Genomic DNA, 15892 nt, shown 5'->3' on the forward strand with positions numbered 1-15892 from the left:
TAAGAAACCCTAAACTTGGCTCAGCAATCTCAAATGACTATGTGATTTCTCGCATGGCCACTTGTGATGCTGATAATCTTTGTGACTATCAGTCCGTACCCACAAGCACCCACACGAATTGCTTGATTCGATTTGTTAAAGAGCGTTTGGTTAAGAGCCTTTCGTCTCAACCGAGGCGCGCATTCTACGCTCTCCTCATTTGCTGTCAAGCGTTTATTTTGAAGTTTTTTGCGAGAAACTCGTTTAGCTTCAAACACTTGACTCAACAGGGTGACTGGCTTTGCTTCGCTACCGCGTTGGAGTGGTGCGCATTATAGGGTGGCGTTTCAGGAGGTCAACCTTTAATTTCAATAATTTAGAATCTTTTTGAAAAAGACCGCGTCAGGGCCGCCAGGTGCTCGCCGCAAGCCTTGCAGCGCCTATGAGATCGCGCGCCGCGTGGGCGGCGCTCGATTTTGCAGGCGCCAGAAAACTCATGGCCGGCACCTTGCCCCACACCCTCATAATTGCGCACTATATTGCTCACCCCCACCCCGCTCAAGGATCGCTGCACAGAAATGAACACCCAGCCCCGCAGCCTGGCCGCTACCCTCTTCCCGATCGGCCTGCTGCTCATCGCCATGGCATCGATACAGTCCGGTGCCTCCCTGGCCAAAAGCATGTTCCCCCTCATCGGCGCACAAGGCACCACCACCCTGCGCCTGATCTTTGCCAGCATCATCATGCTGCTGATCCTGCGCCCGTGGCGAGTGCGCATGACCCGCAACACCCTGCGCAACGTCATCATCTACGGCATGGCGCTGGGCGGCATGAACTTCCTCTTCTATATGGCCCTGCAAACGGTACCGATCGGCATCGCCGTGGCACTGGAGTTCACCGGCCCGTTGGCCGTGGCGATCTTCTCCTCGCGCCGGCCGATCGACTTCCTGTGGATTGCGCTGGCCATCGTCGGCCTGCTGCTGTTGCTGCCGGCCGGCCATGGCGGGCAGGCCCTCGACCCGGTCGGCGCAGCCTATGCCCTGGGCGCGGGCGTGTGCTGGGCACTGTACATCCTGTTCGGGCAGCGGGCCGGGGCCGAGCATGGTATCCAGAGTGCCGCACTGGGCGTTGTGGTCGCCGCGCTGTTCGTTGCCCCCATCGGTATCGCCCACGCCGGCAGCGCATTGCTCACTCCCGCCGTGATCCCCATGGCCCTGGGCGTCGCGGTGCTGTCCACCGCCCTGCCCTACAGCCTGGAAATGGTTGCCCTCACGCGCATCCCGGCACGCACCTTCGGCACCCTCATGAGCATCGAACCAGCCTTCGGCGCACTGTCCGGCCTGCTGTTCCTGGGCGAGGTCCTGACGATTACCCAGTGGCTGGCCATCCTGGCGATCATTACCGCGTCGGTCGGCACCACCCTGTCCATGCGCAAGGAACCCAGCCCGGCCGTCGCGGCAGACTGATATGAGAAATATTTTCATTTGAGACAGGATTAATGATTGTAGCGACCCGTCTCGCTCATTAAGCTGTCACAGAATCATCATCTTTACGCTATCTACTGGACCGAACACGGACGCTGGGGAAATTTCAGGAAGAACCGAAGCGATAACGACAGGGCCTGGCAGCTGATCCGCCCTGCATTTAAGGACAGGAATGAAACGTATTTTGCTCATCCTGGCCATCTTGGCTATTGCTGGATGTGCCGCCACGGCCAAGACTGAGGTCAAAAGGGGCAAGAAGGGCCTGCATATCAATTGCTCCGGCCTGTCTTCCTCGTGGGACAACTGCTACAGCAAGGCCGCAAGCTCCTGCAGCACACGCGGCTACCGGGTCATTGCACGCTCGGGCGATAGCGATGAAGAACCCGGTGACTACTTGTTCGGCATCAACCCGGCGGGTTACACCAGCCGCAGCATGATCGTCATCTGCAAGTAGAAAAAAGGGCAGCTCGCAAGCTGCCCTTTTCATTTGCCACCTTACAAGGGCGCGGTACGCGCCTCCAGCCAGGCCAGCGCGTCCCCCTTGAGCAACGGCGCCAGGCGCTCGCGTACCGTGGCGTGATAGCCGTTCAACCAGTCCAGCTCTTCCCTGGCCAGCAGTTCGGGTACCAGGCAGCGGGTATCGATCGGGCACAGCGTCAGGGTCTCGAAGTGCAGGAAGTCGCCGAAGGCGCTCTTGCCGGCCTCGCGGTTGACCACCAGGTTCTCGATGCGCACACCCCACTGCCCTGGGCGGTACGTGCCCGGCTCGATCGAGCTGATCATGCCCACCTGCATCGCGGTCTGCGGCGTGGGCGCCGCCTGGTACGCAATTACCTGCGGCCCCTCGTGCACATTCATGAAGTAACCCACCCCATGCCCGGTGCCGTGGCCGTAATCCACCTGGTCAGCCCAGATCGGTGCCCGGGCAATGGCATCGAGCAACGGCGACAGCACGCCTCGCGGGAAGGTGGCCCGCGACAGGGCGATCATGCCTTTGAGCACGCGCGTGCAATCCTGCTTCTGTGCAAGGCTCGGGTTGCCCACCGGCACCATGCGGGTGATGTCGGTGGTGCCGCCAAGGTACTGCCCACCCGAATCGATCAGCAGCAGACCATCGCCCTCGATGACCGCATGCGACTGCTCGGTGGCACGGTAATGCGGCATCGCGCCATTGCCATTGAAGGCGGCAATGGTCGAGAAGCTCAACGACACGAAGCCTGGGCGGCGGGCACGCGCGGCACTCAACTGCTCGTCGACCGTCAGTTCGGTAACCCGCTCCCGACCGAGGTTGGCCTCGAGCCAGGCGAAGAACTCGCACAAGGCCGCGCCGTCCTGCTCCATCACCTGGCGGATGTGCACCAGATCGTCATCACCTTTGCACGACTTGCTCAGGGTGCTGGGGTTGAGCCCCTCGACCAGTTCCACCCCGGCCGGCAGGTTATCCAGCAGGCCGCAGGTTACCCGGGCCGGGTCGACCAGCAATCGGCTGCCGGCCGGCATGGCGGCAAGGGCCTTGCCTGCTTCGGCGTAGTCGCGCGCCTCGATACCGTCGGCCGCCAGCACCTGGCGTAGATGTTCGTCGAGCTTGTCCTGGCCGACGAACAGGATGGCCTGCTGCTGGCTGATCAAGGCAAAGGCGACGAACACCGGGTTATAGGACACATCGCTACCGCGCAGGTTGAACAGCCAGGCAATGTCATCCAGGGTAGCGATGAAATGCCAGTCGGCCCCCTTGGCCTGCACGCTCTGGCGCAACTGCGCCAGCTTCTCCGCACGGCTTACCGTGGCGTGCGGTGGCAAATGCTGGTAGACCGGGTTGCCTGGCAGCGCCGGGCGCCCTTCCCATACCTGGCTCAGCAGGTCCTTGTCCGTCACCAGTCGCGCCCCGCGCGCCTTCAGCCGGTCGCCAAGCTGGCGCGCCGAAGCCAGGGCCATGACCGCGCCGTCTACCGCCACGCTGCCATTGATCTCGACGTTATCGCCCAGCCATTCCAGCGCACCAGGCTTGCCCGGCAACAACTTCATCAGCTCGATGCCGCTGCCAGCCAGCTCGTGTTCCGCCTGTTCCCAGTAGCGGCTATCGACCCACAGCCCGGCAAAGCCAGCCGTGACCACCAGCGTGCCGACCGAGCCGTGGAAACCCGACAGCCACTGGCGCCCTTGCCAGTAACCGGGCAGGTACTCGGAAAGATGGGGGTCGGCCGAGGGTACCAGCAAGGCATCGATGCCCTCTGCGGCCATGGCCTGGCGAACCTGCGCCAGGCGCTGCGGCACGCTTTGCCCAAAGGTGGTCTGAACGTTCATGCGCTCTCCTGCGGCTACATCACGGTTTATCCAGTGCGCCGATAATGGAACAGCCGCCGAAGCCCTGCAATCGTGGCGACCGACACACGGCATGCATTGCCCGTCACGCCCTGCGCATACCAGGCATTTCCTACAGCCGGGCCAGGACCACCGATCAAGTTCCGCTGAACTTCCTCAAAGCACCGGCTTCACACTCAGTACATTCATTGCACACAGGCAAATGACCATGCCCAATGCCTGCGCCCCTAAAAGCGGCGTGGTGCTGCTCGACACCCGCGCGCACACCCCCGACCACGAGCATGCCGTGCACCTGAAGCTTGCCGATGGCCTGGCCCGCCTGCTGGGCTGCCCACACGTGCAACCCAGCCAGCCACCAAGCGCCACCGATGGCTACTACTACCTGCCCACCGAAACCCTGGTCGATCCCAAGCGCCATGCCGCCCTGGGCATCTGCAGCGAGCAGGATCTGTTCGGTGGCCTGGTCGCACACCCCTACATGGCGACCAAGGCGATCTCCCACCCGTTGCCGGCCGGGGCCAGTTTCCCGCCGGGCTGGACCGATGCCTTCGCCCGCCAAGCCAGCGACGCCCTGCTGCGCGGCTATACCGTGTTCAGCAAGGCTGATGCGCGCACCGCCGCACAGCTGTTGTTGGCGGACGGCCCGTTGCGGATCAAGCCGGTACTGGCCTGCGCAGGCCGTGGGCAACAGGTCATCACCGCGGTGGATGAACTGGAACCGCTGCTGGCCGGCATGGATGACCAGGACCTTGCGCTGTGGGGGCTGGTGCTCGAGGAAGACCTGAGCGAAGTGCAAACCTTCAGCGTCGGCCAGGTACGTGTCGCCGGCCTGACCTGCAGCTATCACGGTACCCAGCAACTGACCCGCGACCACCAGGGCACGGAAGTGTATGGCGGCTCCGACCTGGTAGTGGTGCGCGGTGACTACCAGGCACTGCTGCAACTGCCGCTGGAGGAGCCGCTGCGCCTGGCCATCAACCAGGCGATGGCCTACGAACAGGCCGCCGAGCAGCACTTCCCCGGCTTCATCGCCTCACGGCGCAACTACGACATCGCCCGTGGCGTCAACCCCATGGGCCACCTGCGCAGCGGCGTACTCGAACAATCCTGGCGCCTGGGCGGAGCCAGCAGTGCCGAGCTGCTGGCCTTGCAGGCGTTCGCCGACGACCCGGCATTGCAACGGGTGCGTGCCTCCACCCATGAAGTGTTCGGCACCCCCGAACTGCCCACTGACGCCACCCTCTTTTACCAAGGAAACGACAGTGAACTCGGACAACTCAGCAAATTCGCGCGGATTCGTGAACATGACCATTCAGAGTGAAACCGTTGAACTGCAGGTCGAGGATGACAGCATCGTCGGCACCCTGGTCAGCCCCGGCAGCAAGATGCCGGGCATTCTCTTCGTCCACGGCTGGGGTGGCAGCCAGCAACGCGACCTGGCCCGCGCCCGGCATATCACCGGGCTGGGCTGCGTGTGCATGACCTTCGACCTGCGCGGCCACGAAAAAACCGAAAGCCAACGGCTGACGGTCACCCGCGAACAGAACCTGACCGACCTGCTGGTGGCCTACGACCGGCTGGTAAGCCACCCGGCCGTCGACACCAGTGCCATCGCCATCATCGGCAGCAGCTACGGCGGCTATCTGGCCACCCTGCTGACCCGCGAGCGGCCGGTCAAATGGCTGGCCCTGCGGGTGCCCGCCATGTACTGGGACGACGAATGGAACCTCCCCAAGCAAACCCTCGACCGGCAACGGTTGAACGCCTACCGCCAGCGCCCGCTCGGCCCGGCGGACAACCGCGCACTGGCAGCCTGTGCCGAGTTCGGTGGCGATGTACTGCTGGTGGAGTCCGAGCAGGACGACTATGTGCCGCACAGCACCTTGATGAGCTACCGCTCGGCATTCGTCAGCGCCCATTCGCTCACCCACCGCATCGTCGACGGTGCCGACCACGCGTTGTCCAGCGAAGAGAGCCAGAAAGCCTACAGTTCGATCCTGGCGGCATGGGTCAGCGAAATGGTCGTTGGCGCCCGCCTGGACCGCTACCCGCACTACGCGCCCTGGTATGCCTGAGGCTCGCCTACCTGGCAATGCAGGCCGCCATCGGCGCCGCGCACCAGGCTACGCAGGGTCTGGTAGGCAGCAAAATTGACCCCACGCGCCTGATGCTGGCCAAGCAGTTCGAGGAAAGGTTCCCCGACGAAATAAACGGCCGCCGCTGCCCACGCCTGGCGGGACTGCCATTGGAGGTACTGCAGCACCCGGCTGCCATCGTCGCTGGCCTGAATGCTGACACCCTGCAGCCCTTCGCAACGCGCGGCCAGCGCTTCGCTGCGCGCCACCAGCGCCTGGGCCAACGCCTGCTGGAACCTGCCAGGCACTTCATATTCGATCATCTGGGTAAACCACAGGGCATGGGATGTTGCCGTCATGAACGGTCTCCTGGTGACGGACGCCTACAGCGCGATGCCGAGCAGGGTAAAACCTCAAGTTATGTCAAGGTCAAGCGATTTTCCGCACCGGGAACGCACCCGCGCCCTAACCCGATACCGCGAAGCGCCGCCGGTAATCACTCGGGGTCAGGCCGGTGATGCGCTGAAACACCTTGCGAAACGCACCCGGGTCCTGGTAACCGACGCCCCAGGCGATCTGCTCGACATTGCGCCGGGTGAACTCCAGCAAGCGGCACGCCCGCCCCACCCTCACCTGCTGGCAGTACTCGGTCGGCCGTAGCCCGGTGGCAGCACGAAAACGCCGCAGGAAGGTGCGTTCCTCCAGCCCCGCGCACGCAGCCATGCTGGCCAGGTCGGCATCCTGCCCACCGTTGCCCTGCAACCAGTGCTGCACTTTCAGCACCGCCTCATCGCCATGGTCCAGGCGTGGATTGAACACTGCACCAGGCAGCGGCGCCGCGACCGGGTCGACCGCCAGGTAGCGGGCCGTTTCCCGCGCCACCGTCGCGCCCATGAATCGCTCCAGCAAGCGCAAGCCCAGGTCGGTCCAGGCCATCAGCCCGGCCGAGGTGACGATGTCGCCATCGTCCAGCAACGGTTGCTGGGCCTCAACCCGCACCATGGGAAAACGCTGGGCAAGCGAATGCACGTAGTTCCAGTGGGTGCAGGCCGGGCGCCCGTCGAGCAGGCCACTGGCGGCGATGAAGAACACCCCGATGCACACCGATGCCAGCACCGTGCCGTGCCCGTGCAACTGGCATAACGAAGCACGATGGCGCTCAAGCAGCTCACCCTGAGGTGCCGACTCCAGGCTCGGCGGAATGATCAGCACCCGCAGATCGGCCGCGGCGGCAGGTGGGCTCTCAGGGGCAGGCTGCAGCTGCCCCGCTTCGTCCGCCTGCCAGAAGCTGATACGCACCGATGGCAACTCGACGGCCCCCAGTTCGGCGACCACCCGATTGGCCACCAGGAACAGGTCGGCCAGCCCATGCACGGCAGCACGTTGCGCGCCGGGGTACAACAGCAGGCCGATGTCCAGGCTGGCGGGGTTGTCAGTTTTTGCCTGCATAGTGTCGTTCGCGCCAATCCTCAGGTCAGTGCACACAGCCTATAACTAACGTCATCCAACGACTACTGCCACAGGAGGCAGCATGAGCAAGCAGGCGCTGATCATCATCGACATCCAGAACGACTACTTCCCGGGCGGCAAATGGACCCTCGATGGTGCCGACCAGGCGGCCGACAATGCTGCCCGCCTGTTGGCGGCGGCGCGTCAACGGGGCGACCTGGTGGTGCATGTGCGGCATGAGTTCGACAGCGCCGATGCGCCGTTCTTCGCGCCAGGCTCGCAGGGTGCGGCGATCCATGCCAAGGTCGAGCCTCAGGCCGGTGAACCGGTGGTGCTCAAGCACAAGGTCAACGCCTTCCTCGGTACCGACCTTGAGCACACGCTGGACCGGCATGGCGTCGAGGCCCTGACCATCGTCGGCAGCATGAGCCACATGTGCGTCGACGCCGCCACCCGGGCCGCGGCCGACCTGGGTTACGATGTGACCGTGGCGCACGACGCCTGTGCCACGCTGCCACTGGAGTTCGATGGCAAGCGGGTGCCGGCGGCGCAGGTGCATGATTCGGTGATGGCGGCGTTGGCGTTTGCCTATGCCAAGGTGGTCAGGACCGACGAGTTGATAGGAGACTGACCGCGAACCTTGGGTTGCCCATACAGGCCTCATCGCCGGCAAGCCAGCTCCCACAGGTCCACCTTCAGGCTCGGAGCCAGTGGAGAACCTGTGGGAGCTGGCTTGCCGGCGATGAGGCCCTGGAGGCAGCAACACCTCTCGATCAAATCACCACATTACGCACAAACCGCACCGCCACCGCCCCATCGTTGCGATAGGCATACCGGCAATTGCTGGGAAACACATGGAACTGCCCGACCTGCAGGCGATGCTCGACCCCTTCGATAATCAGCGTCAGTTGCCCTTGCGCCACATAGATCTGCTCGCTCCAGCCCTCGGCATCAGCCTCGCTGGAATAGCACTCGCCCGGTGCCAGGGTCCACTCCCACAGCTCCACCTCGCGCCGCGCCACACTGCTGCCCAGCAGCACCGCCCGGCTCTGCGGGTGCTCCCCGGCCCAGGCCAATTCTTCGATGCGCCCAGGGTCACGCTGGTCAGGTGCCTGGATCAGAGTACTGAAAGCCACGCCCAAGGCTTCGGCAATCAGGTCGAGGGTAGTCAGGCTGACATTCTTTTCGCCCGCCTCGATCGCCACCAGCATGCGCCGGCTGACACCGGAGCGCTCCGCCAGCGCCGTCTGGCTCATGCCCGCGGCATTGCGCAGGCTGCGTACATTGAGGCTGACATGCTGCAGCACCGATGCCCGGTGCGAGGAATCTTTGTGCACTATATTGCTCACTGGTCGGTATTGCGCAGTATACTGCCCACTTTGCGGCGATTGTGCGCCGCCCCCTCCGAGTGCGCAAGACCATGAGCCAGCCCAGCAGCAAACCGACCCCTGCCGTTGCCTTTCGCCTGAGCAAGGCCGAACTGGTGCTGGTGTTCATCACCATGCTGTGGGGCGGCACCTTCCTGCTGGTGCACAACGTGATGACCGTCAGCGGCCCGATGTTCTTCGTCGGCCTGCGCTTCGCTGCAGCCGCGCTGTTCGTCGGGGTGGTCTCGGCGCGGGCGCTGCCGGGGCTGACCTTCACCGAACTGAAGGCCGGCATGCTGATCGGGGTGTCGATCATGCTCGGCTACGGCCTGCAGACCATGGGCCTGCAAACCATCAGCAGCAGCCAGTCGGCGTTCATCACCGCGCTGTACGTGCCGTTCGTGCCGCTGCTGCAATGGCTGGTGCTGGGCCGGCGCCCCGGCCTGATGCCCAGCATCGGTATTGCCCTGGCGTTCATCGGCCTGATGCTGCTGGCCGGCCCGGAGGGTGGCAGCCTGCACTTCAGCGAAGGCGAGCTGGTAACCCTGGTCAGCGCCGTGGCCATTGCCGGCGAAATCATCCTGATCAGCCGCTACGCCGGCCAGGTCGATGTGCGCCGGGTCACCGTGGTGCAGCTGGCGACCGCCTCGCTGCTGGCGTTCCTGATGATCGTGCCGACCCAGGAGCGCATACCCGACTTTTCCTGGCTGCTGCTGGCCAGTGCCGTGGGGCTGGGCGCCATGAGCGCGGTGATCCAGGTGGCAATGAACTGGGCGCAGAAGTCGGTCTCGCCCACCCGCGCCACCCTCATCTATGCCGGCGAACCGGTATGGGCCGGGATCGTCGGGCGCATCGCCGGTGAGCGCCTGCCGGGCGTGGCACTGCTCGGCGGCCTGCTGATCGTGATCGCGGTGGTGGTCAGCGAACTCAAGGTACGCCGCCCGCGCGAGGTGGCCGAAGCACGGGACGTGCAGGATGAAGGCGAACGCCAGGCTGGCCTGTAAAGCCGCCAACTGCGGCTATGCTTTGTAAGAATCTGTTATAAAAAAACAGCTTGTCACAGCCTGTTTGTAGGATTCTGCGACAGCTTGCGTGTTGGTGATCAACCCCTCGGCACGTATGATTCTTTGCAAACTTCTCCAGAATAGAACGCTATGTCATTGATAGTGCTATTGCTTCTGCCGTTCGTGGGCAGTTGCCTGGCAGCCGTGCTGCCGCACAACGCACGTAACGCGGAGTCCATTCTCGCCGGGCTCGTGGCCCTGGTCGGCACTGTCCAGGTAGCACTGCTGTACCCTCAGGTTGCCCACGGTGGCGTGATTCGCGAAGAATTCCTCTGGCTGCCCAGCCTGGGGTTGAACCTGGTGCTGCGCATGGACGGCTTCGCCTGGCTGTTCTCGCTGCTGGTGCTGGGCATCGGTACGCTGGTGTCGCTGTATGCCCGCTACTACATGTCGCCACAAGACCCGGTGCCGCGCTTCTTCGCCTTCTTCCTCGCGTTCATGGGCGCCATGCTCGGCCTGGTGATCTCCGGCAACCTGATCCAGCTGGTGTTCTTCTGGGAACTCACCAGCCTGTTCTCGTTCCTGCTGATCGGTTACTGGCACCACCGTGCCGACGCCCGCCGCGGCGCCTACATGGCGCTGATGGTCACGGGCGCGGGCGGCTTGTGCCTGCTGGTGGGTGCCCTGCTGCTCGGCCATGTGGTCGGCAGCTACGACCTGGACAAGGTCCTGGCTGCCGGCAACACCATCCGCCAGCATGCGCTGTACCCGGTGCTGCTGCCACTGATCCTCATCGGCGCCCTGAGCAAGAGCGCACAATTCCCCTTCCAGTTCTGGCTGCCCCATGCCATGGCAGCGCCCACCCCGGTATCGGCTTACCTGCACTCGGCGACCATGGTCAAGGCCGGGGTGTTCCTGCTGGCGCGCCTGTGGCCGGTGCTGTCGGGCAGCGAGGAGTGGTTCTGGATCGTCGGCGGTGCCGGCGCCCTCACCCTGCTGCTCGGCGCCTTCGCCGCCATGTTCCAGAACGACCTCAAGGGCCTGCTGGCGTACTCGACCATCAGCCACCTGGGCCTGATTACCCTGCTACTGGGCCTGAACAGCCCGCTGGCCGCCGTCGCGGCGGTGTTCCACATTCTCAACCACGCCACCTTCAAGGCCTCGTTGTTCATGGCCGCCGGCATCATCGACCACGAAAGCGGTACCCGTGACATCCGCCGCCTCAGCGGGCTGATACGCCTGGTGCCATACACCGCCACCCTGGCCATGGTCGCCAGCGCCTCGATGGCCGGCGTGCCGTTGATGAACGGCTTCCTGTCCAAGGAAATGTTCTTCGCCGAAACGGTGTTCATCAGCTCCACTGCCTGGGTCGAGGCCACGCTGCCGGTGATCGCCACCCTGGCCGGCACCTTCAGCGTGGCCTATGCCCTGCGCTTCACCGTCGATGTGTTCTTCGGCCCCACGGCGCAAGACCTCCCGCACACCCCGCACGAACCGCCACGCTGGATGCGTGCGCCGGTCGAACTGCTGGTGCTTACCTGCCTGGTGGTGGGCATCTTCCCTGCCCAGTCGGTCGGCCCGCTGCTGGCCGCCGCCGCCCTGCCGGTGGTGGGCGGCACCCTGCCGGAATACAGCCTGGCTATCTGGCATGGCTGGAACGCGCCGCTGATCATGAGCCTGGTGGCCATGAGCGGCGGTATCGTGCTGTACCTGCTGCTGCGCAAGCAGCTGCGCCTGGGCCGCTTCCCCTACCCGCCAGTGATCGAGCGTTTCAACGGCAAGCGCCTGTTCGAACACGGCCAGGTGCAACTGATGCTGCTGGCGCGGCGCATCGAGCGCCTGCTCACCAGCCGCCGCCTGCAGTCGCAGCTGTTCATGCTGGTGTTCGCCGCCTTTCTCGCCGGTCTCACCCCCATGCTCTACAGCGGCCTGAGCTGGGGCGACCGGCCGAAGATTCCGGGCTCGGGCGTATTCGTCGCGCTGTGGCTGATCGCCATTGCCTGTGCCATCGGCGCCGCCTACCAGGCCAAGTATCACCGCTTGGCGGCGTTGATCATGGTCAGCGTCTGCGGCCTGATGACATGCATCACCTTCGTCTGGTTCTCCGCGCCCGACCTGGCCCTGACCCAGCTGGTGGTGGAAGTGGTCACCACCGTGCTGATCCTGCTCGGCCTGCGCTGGCTGCCGCGGCGGATCGAAGGCGTATCGCCGCTGCCGGGCAGCCTGGAGCGTGCGCGCATGCGTCGCCTGCGCGATCTGCTGCTGGCGGTGCTGGTAGGTGGCGGCATGGCCGTGCTGTCCTACGCCATGCTCACCCGGCCGACGCCGAACGACATTTCCTCGTTCTACCTGAGCCGGGCCCTGCCCCAGGGCGGTGGCACCAACGTGGTCAATGTCATGCTGGTCGATTTCCGTGGTTTCGATACCCTCGGTGAAATCACCGTGCTGGTGGCCGTAGCGCTGACCGTGTTCGCCCTGCTGCGGCGCTTCCGCCCGCCGAAGGAAAGCATGCAACTGCCGGCGCAGCAGCGCCAGCTGGCACCCGACGTGGTCACCGACCTGATCAACCCACGGCATGCCACCGACACCGCCCTGGGCTTCATGATGGTGCCTGCGGTGCTGGTGCGCCTGCTGCTGCCGATCGCCCTGCTGGTGTCGATGTATCTGTTCATGCGTGGCCACAACCAGCCCGGTGGCGGCTTTGTCGCCGGCCTGGTGATGTCGGTGGCGTTCATCCTGCAGTACATGGTGGCCGGCACCCAGTGGGTCGAGGCGCAGATGAGCCTGCGCCCGCTGCGCTGGATGGGCACCGGGCTGCTGTGCGCAACCCTGACCGGCGCGGGCGCCATGCTGCTGGGCTACCCGTTCCTCACCACCCATACCGCCCACCTGCACCTGCCGTTGCTCGGCGATGTGCACGTGGCCAGCGCGCTGTTCTTCGATGTCGGCGTGTTTACCGTGGTGGTCGGCTCGACCCTGCTGATCCTCACTGCCCTGGCGCACCAGTCGGTGCGCGCCTACCGCCCGGGCAACCCGGCGAAAACCAGCCAAGCAGGAGCCGCCTGATGGAAGAAGTGATTGCAGTTGCCATCGGCGTTCTGGCCGCCTCGGGGGTGTGGCTGATCCTGCGTCCGCGAACCTACCAGGTGATCATGGGCCTGTGCCTGCTGTCGTACGGGGTCAACCTGTTCATCTTCAGCATGGGCAGCCTGTTCATCGGCAAGGAACCGATCATCAAGGACGGCGTGCCCCAGGACCTGCTGCACTACACCGACCCCCTGCCACAGGCCCTGGTGCTCACCGCCATCGTCATCAGCTTTGCCATGACCGCGCTGTTCCTGGTGGTGTTGCTGGCCTCGCGCGGCCTGACCGGTACCGACCACGTGGATGGCCGGGAGCGTGACGAATGAGTGGCATGAGCCAATTGATCATCGCGCCCATCCTGCTGCCCCTGGTGACCGCGGCAGTGATGTTGCTGCTGGGCGAGAAACACCGGCAGATAAAAGCCCGGCTGAACCTGCTGTCGACCTTCGCCGGCCTGGCCATCGCGGTCAGCCTGCTACTGTGGGTGCGCACCCAGGGCCAGGCGGAATCGATCGGTGTCTACCTGCCAGGCAACTGGCCGGCGCCGTTCGGCATCGTGCTGGTGGTCGACCACCTGTCGGCCCTGCTGCTGACCCTCACCGGCATCATCGGCTTCAGTGCCCTGCTGTTTGCCCGCGCCCGCTGGGACGGTGCCGGGGCCAGCTTCCACGCACTGTTCCAGATCCAGCTGATGGGCCTGTACGGCGCCTTCCTCACCGCCGACCTGTTCAACCTGTTCGTGTTCTTCGAGGTGCTGCTGGCCGCTTCCTATGGCCTGCTGCTGCATGGCTCGGGCCGCGCCCGGGTGCGTGCCGGCCTGCATTACATTGCCATCAACCTGTTTGCCTCGTCGCTGTTCCTGATCGGCGCGGCGATGCTGTATGGCGTGACCGGCACCCTGAACATGGCCGACCTGGCCCTGAAGATTCCACTGGTGCCGGAGGCCGACCGTGGCCTGCTGCATGCCGGCGCAGCGATCCTGGCCATGGCCTTCCTGGTCAAGGCCGGCATCTGGCCGCTGAACTTCTGGCTGGTGCCGGCCTATGCCTCCGCCAGCGCGCCGGTGGCTGCGCTGTTCGCCATCATGACCAAGGTCGGCCTGTATGCCGTGCTGCGCCTGTGGACACTGCTGTTCTCCGGGCAGGCCGGGGCCTCGGCGCACTTCGGTGGTGAATGGCTGGTGTACGGTGGCCTGGTCACCCTGGCGGTGGCGGCGGTGTCGATCCTGGCCGCGCAGCGCCTGGAGCGCTTGGCCGCCCTCAGCATCCTGGTTTCGGCCGGCACCCTGCTCGGCGCCGTCGGTTTTGCGCAATCGGCGCTGACCGGCGCAGCATTGTTCTACCTGGTCAACTCGACCCTGGCGCTGTGCGCGTTGTTCCTGCTCGCCGAACTGGTCGAACGTTCGCGCTCGGCCAACGAAGCACCGCTGGACGACGAAGAAGACGCCATGCCGCCACCGCTGGAATCACTGCACCCGCCCAAGGGCATCAACCTCGACGATGAGCAGAAGGTGGTGATCGGCCAGATCATCCCGTGGACCATGGCCTTCCTCGGCCTCAGCTTCATCGCCTGCGCCCTGCTGATCATCGGCATGCCGCCGCTGTCGGGCTTTGTCGGCAAGCTCAACCTGATCAGCGCGCTGTTCAACCCGCAGGGGCTGGGCGTACCTGCCGAGCAGCCGCTGGGCACGGCGGGCTGGGGCCTGGTGGCGTTGCTGATCCTGTCTGGCATGGCCTCGCTGATCGCCTTCGGCCGCGTCGGCATCCAGCGTTTCTGGAAGCCTGAGGAACGCCCGTCGCCGGTGCTGCGCCGCTATGAATGCCTGCCCATCGTCATCCTGCTCGGCCTGTGCATCATCCTCAGCTTCAAGGCCGAACCGCTGCTGCGCTACACCCAGGACACCGCCGCCAGCCTGCAGGCCCCCGACGCCTATATCGAAGCCGTGATGGCCGCCCGGCCGATTCCTGGCCCCACCTCGCTCGACGTACAGGTGCAGCCATGAATCGACTGTTCCCCGCACCGCTGTTATCGGTTTCGCTATTCGGCCTGTGGCTGTTGCTGAACCTGTCGGTCAGCCCCGGCAACCTGCTGCTGGCTGCCGCGCTCGGCGTGCTGGCGCCGCTGCTGATGGCACCGCTGCGCCCGCAGCATGCCCATGTGCGACGGCCGCTGGCCATCGCCCGGCTGATTGGTCGGGTCGGCATCGATGTGATCATGTCCAACCTGCTGGTTGCCCGTGGCGTGCTGCGCGCTGGCAAGCAGCCGCCACGCTCGGCGTTCGTGCACATCCCGCTGGCCCTGCGCGACCCGCATGGCCTGGCGGCGTTGTCGATGATTACCACGGTAGTGCCCGGCACGGTCTGGTCCGAGCTGGCGCTGGACCGCAGCGTGTTGCTGCTGCATGTGTTCGACCTGGACGATGAGGCGGCCTTCATCCAGCACTTCAAGGACACCTACGAACGCCCGCTGATGGAGATTTTCCAATGACAGGCCTGCTCGCCAACGCTGTCCTCGCCAGCCTGTTCATCTTCGCCCTTTCCATGGCCCTGGCACTTATCCGGCTGTTCCGCGGCCCGTCCGCCCAGGACCGGGTGCTGGCGCTGGACTACCTGTACATCCTGGCCATGCTGACCATGCTGGTACTGGGAATCCGTTATGCCAGTGACACCTACTTCGAAGGTGCACTGCTGATTGCGCTGTTCGGTTTCGTTGGCTCGTTTGCCCTGGCCAAGTTCCTGCTGCGCGGTGAGGTGATCGAATGACTGAAACCCTGCAACTCCCGTTCTGGCTGGAGCTGGTCACTGCCGCGCTGCTGCTGACCGGCAGCCTGTTCGCCCTGATCGGTGCCGTGGGCCTGCTGCGGCTGAAGGACTACTTCCAGCGCATGCACCCGCCGGCACTGGCCTCGACCATTGGAGCCTGGTGCGTGGCACTGGCCTCGATCATCTACTTTTCCTGGCTCAAGGACGCCCCGGTGCTGCACGCCTGGCTGATTCCGATCCTGCTGTCGATCACCGTACCGGTGACAACACTGTTGCTGGCCCGGGCAGCGCTGTTCCGCAAACGCATGGCGAAAGAGCCGGTACCTGAAGAAGTGAGCAGCGGCCGCGATCGCGGTAACTGAAAGG

The 15892-nt window shown here is 64.7% G+C and carries 16 protein-coding genes; 12 read left to right on the plus strand and 4 right to left on the minus strand.

Annotated features, from left to right (window positions below; genetic code table 11):
• The first annotated feature begins 557 nt into the window (after positions 1-557).
• Both rhtA and CAG46_RS26240 read left to right on the plus strand, forming a co-directional pair.
• Complete coding sequence (gene rhtA / locus CAG46_RS26235) at positions 558-1445, plus strand: threonine/homoserine exporter RhtA (RefSeq protein ID WP_085619470.1); 888 nt, start codon at positions 558-560, stop codon at positions 1443-1445.
• 190 nt (positions 1446-1635) lie between these two features.
• A complete protein-coding gene (locus CAG46_RS26240; protein ID WP_025338390.1) occupies positions 1636-1917 on the plus strand; it encodes a hypothetical protein in 282 nt (93 codons plus the stop codon).
• A gap of 41 nt (positions 1918-1958) precedes the next feature.
• Here CAG46_RS26240 and CAG46_RS26245 read toward each other — a convergent pair whose 3' ends face one another.
• Positions 1959-3767 carry an aminopeptidase P family protein gene (locus tag CAG46_RS26245; protein WP_085619472.1) on the minus strand — a complete coding sequence of 603 codons (1809 nt, stop codon included), beginning with the start codon at positions 3765-3767 and terminating at the stop codon, positions 1959-1961.
• Positions 3768-3987: 220 nt separating this feature from the next.
• Here CAG46_RS26245 and CAG46_RS26250 point away from each other — a divergent pair, with 220 nt between their 5' ends.
• Both CAG46_RS26250 and CAG46_RS26255 read left to right on the plus strand, forming a co-directional pair.
• Positions 3988-5106, plus strand: coding sequence for a DUF3182 family protein (locus CAG46_RS26250; protein WP_085619474.1), 1119 nt, complete (start codon positions 3988-3990; stop codon positions 5104-5106).
• A complete protein-coding gene (locus tag CAG46_RS26255; protein WP_075044261.1) occupies positions 5090-5860 on the plus strand; it encodes a S9 family peptidase in 771 nt (256 codons plus the stop codon). Before CAG46_RS26250 ends, CAG46_RS26255 begins: the two co-directional genes overlap by 17 nt.
• On the opposite strand, the gene CAG46_RS26260 is transcribed toward CAG46_RS26255, so the two are convergent.
• On the minus strand, positions 5839-6219 hold the full coding sequence (locus CAG46_RS26260; protein WP_025338386.1) for an antibiotic biosynthesis monooxygenase: 381 nt from the start codon (positions 6217-6219) through the stop codon (positions 5839-5841). The two genes, CAG46_RS26255 and CAG46_RS26260, sit on opposite strands and share 22 nt — an antisense overlap.
• Before the next feature lie 106 nt (positions 6220-6325).
• Positions 6326-7309 (minus strand): GlxA family transcriptional regulator, encoded by a 984-nt coding sequence (locus CAG46_RS26265; protein ID WP_085619476.1) that lies wholly within the window; start codon positions 7307-7309, stop codon positions 6326-6328.
• Between the two features lie 82 nt (positions 7310-7391).
• Between CAG46_RS26265 and CAG46_RS26270 the strand changes: the two genes are divergently transcribed.
• Positions 7392-7940 carry a cysteine hydrolase family protein gene (locus CAG46_RS26270; protein WP_085619478.1) on the plus strand — a complete coding sequence of 183 codons (549 nt, stop codon included), beginning with the start codon at positions 7392-7394 and terminating at the stop codon, positions 7938-7940.
• Between the two features lie 142 nt (positions 7941-8082).
• On the opposite strand, the gene CAG46_RS26275 is transcribed toward CAG46_RS26270, so the two are convergent.
• Positions 8083-8646, minus strand: coding sequence for a helix-turn-helix domain-containing protein (locus CAG46_RS26275; RefSeq protein ID WP_015269662.1), 564 nt, complete (start codon positions 8644-8646; stop codon positions 8083-8085).
• 83 nt (positions 8647-8729) lie between these two features.
• Here CAG46_RS26275 and CAG46_RS26280 point away from each other — a divergent pair, with 83 nt between their 5' ends.
• From CAG46_RS26280 to CAG46_RS26310, 7 genes are all read left to right on the plus strand, one after another.
• On the plus strand, positions 8730-9680 hold the full coding sequence (locus CAG46_RS26280) for a DMT family transporter (RefSeq protein ID WP_025338382.1): 951 nt from the start codon (positions 8730-8732) through the stop codon (positions 9678-9680).
• A 150-nt stretch (positions 9681-9830) separates the two neighbouring features.
• Positions 9831-12746, plus strand: a complete 2916-nt coding sequence (locus CAG46_RS26285; protein WP_085619480.1) for a monovalent cation/H+ antiporter subunit A — start codon at positions 9831-9833, stop codon at positions 12744-12746.
• A complete protein-coding gene (locus CAG46_RS26290) occupies positions 12746-13090 on the plus strand; it encodes a Na+/H+ antiporter subunit C (protein WP_013971840.1) in 345 nt (114 codons plus the stop codon). Before CAG46_RS26285 ends, CAG46_RS26290 begins: the two co-directional genes overlap by 1 nt.
• The gene (locus tag CAG46_RS26295) at positions 13087-14766 is read left to right on the plus strand and encodes a monovalent cation/H+ antiporter subunit D (protein WP_085619482.1); all 1680 of its coding nucleotides are present in this window, start codon (positions 13087-13089) and stop codon (positions 14764-14766) included. The genes CAG46_RS26290 and CAG46_RS26295 overlap by 4 nt, the downstream gene beginning before the upstream one ends.
• Complete coding sequence (locus tag CAG46_RS26300; protein ID WP_025338379.1) at positions 14763-15251, plus strand: Na+/H+ antiporter subunit E; 489 nt, start codon at positions 14763-14765, stop codon at positions 15249-15251. The genes CAG46_RS26295 and CAG46_RS26300 overlap by 4 nt, the downstream gene beginning before the upstream one ends.
• Positions 15248-15526, plus strand: coding sequence for a K+/H+ antiporter subunit F (locus CAG46_RS26305; protein ID WP_085619485.1), 279 nt, complete (start codon positions 15248-15250; stop codon positions 15524-15526). The genes CAG46_RS26300 and CAG46_RS26305 overlap by 4 nt, the downstream gene beginning before the upstream one ends.
• Entirely contained in the window at positions 15523-15888 is a 366-nt protein-coding gene (locus CAG46_RS26310) for a Na+/H+ antiporter subunit G (RefSeq protein WP_025338378.1), read from the plus strand. Before CAG46_RS26305 ends, CAG46_RS26310 begins: the two co-directional genes overlap by 4 nt.
• Positions 15889-15892 lie beyond the last annotated feature (4 nt).

It is taken from the genome of Pseudomonas sp. B23(2017), from assembly GCF_002113725.1.
In the GTDB taxonomy this organism is placed as follows: domain Bacteria; phylum Pseudomonadota; class Gammaproteobacteria; order Pseudomonadales; family Pseudomonadaceae; genus Aquipseudomonas; species Aquipseudomonas putida_Z.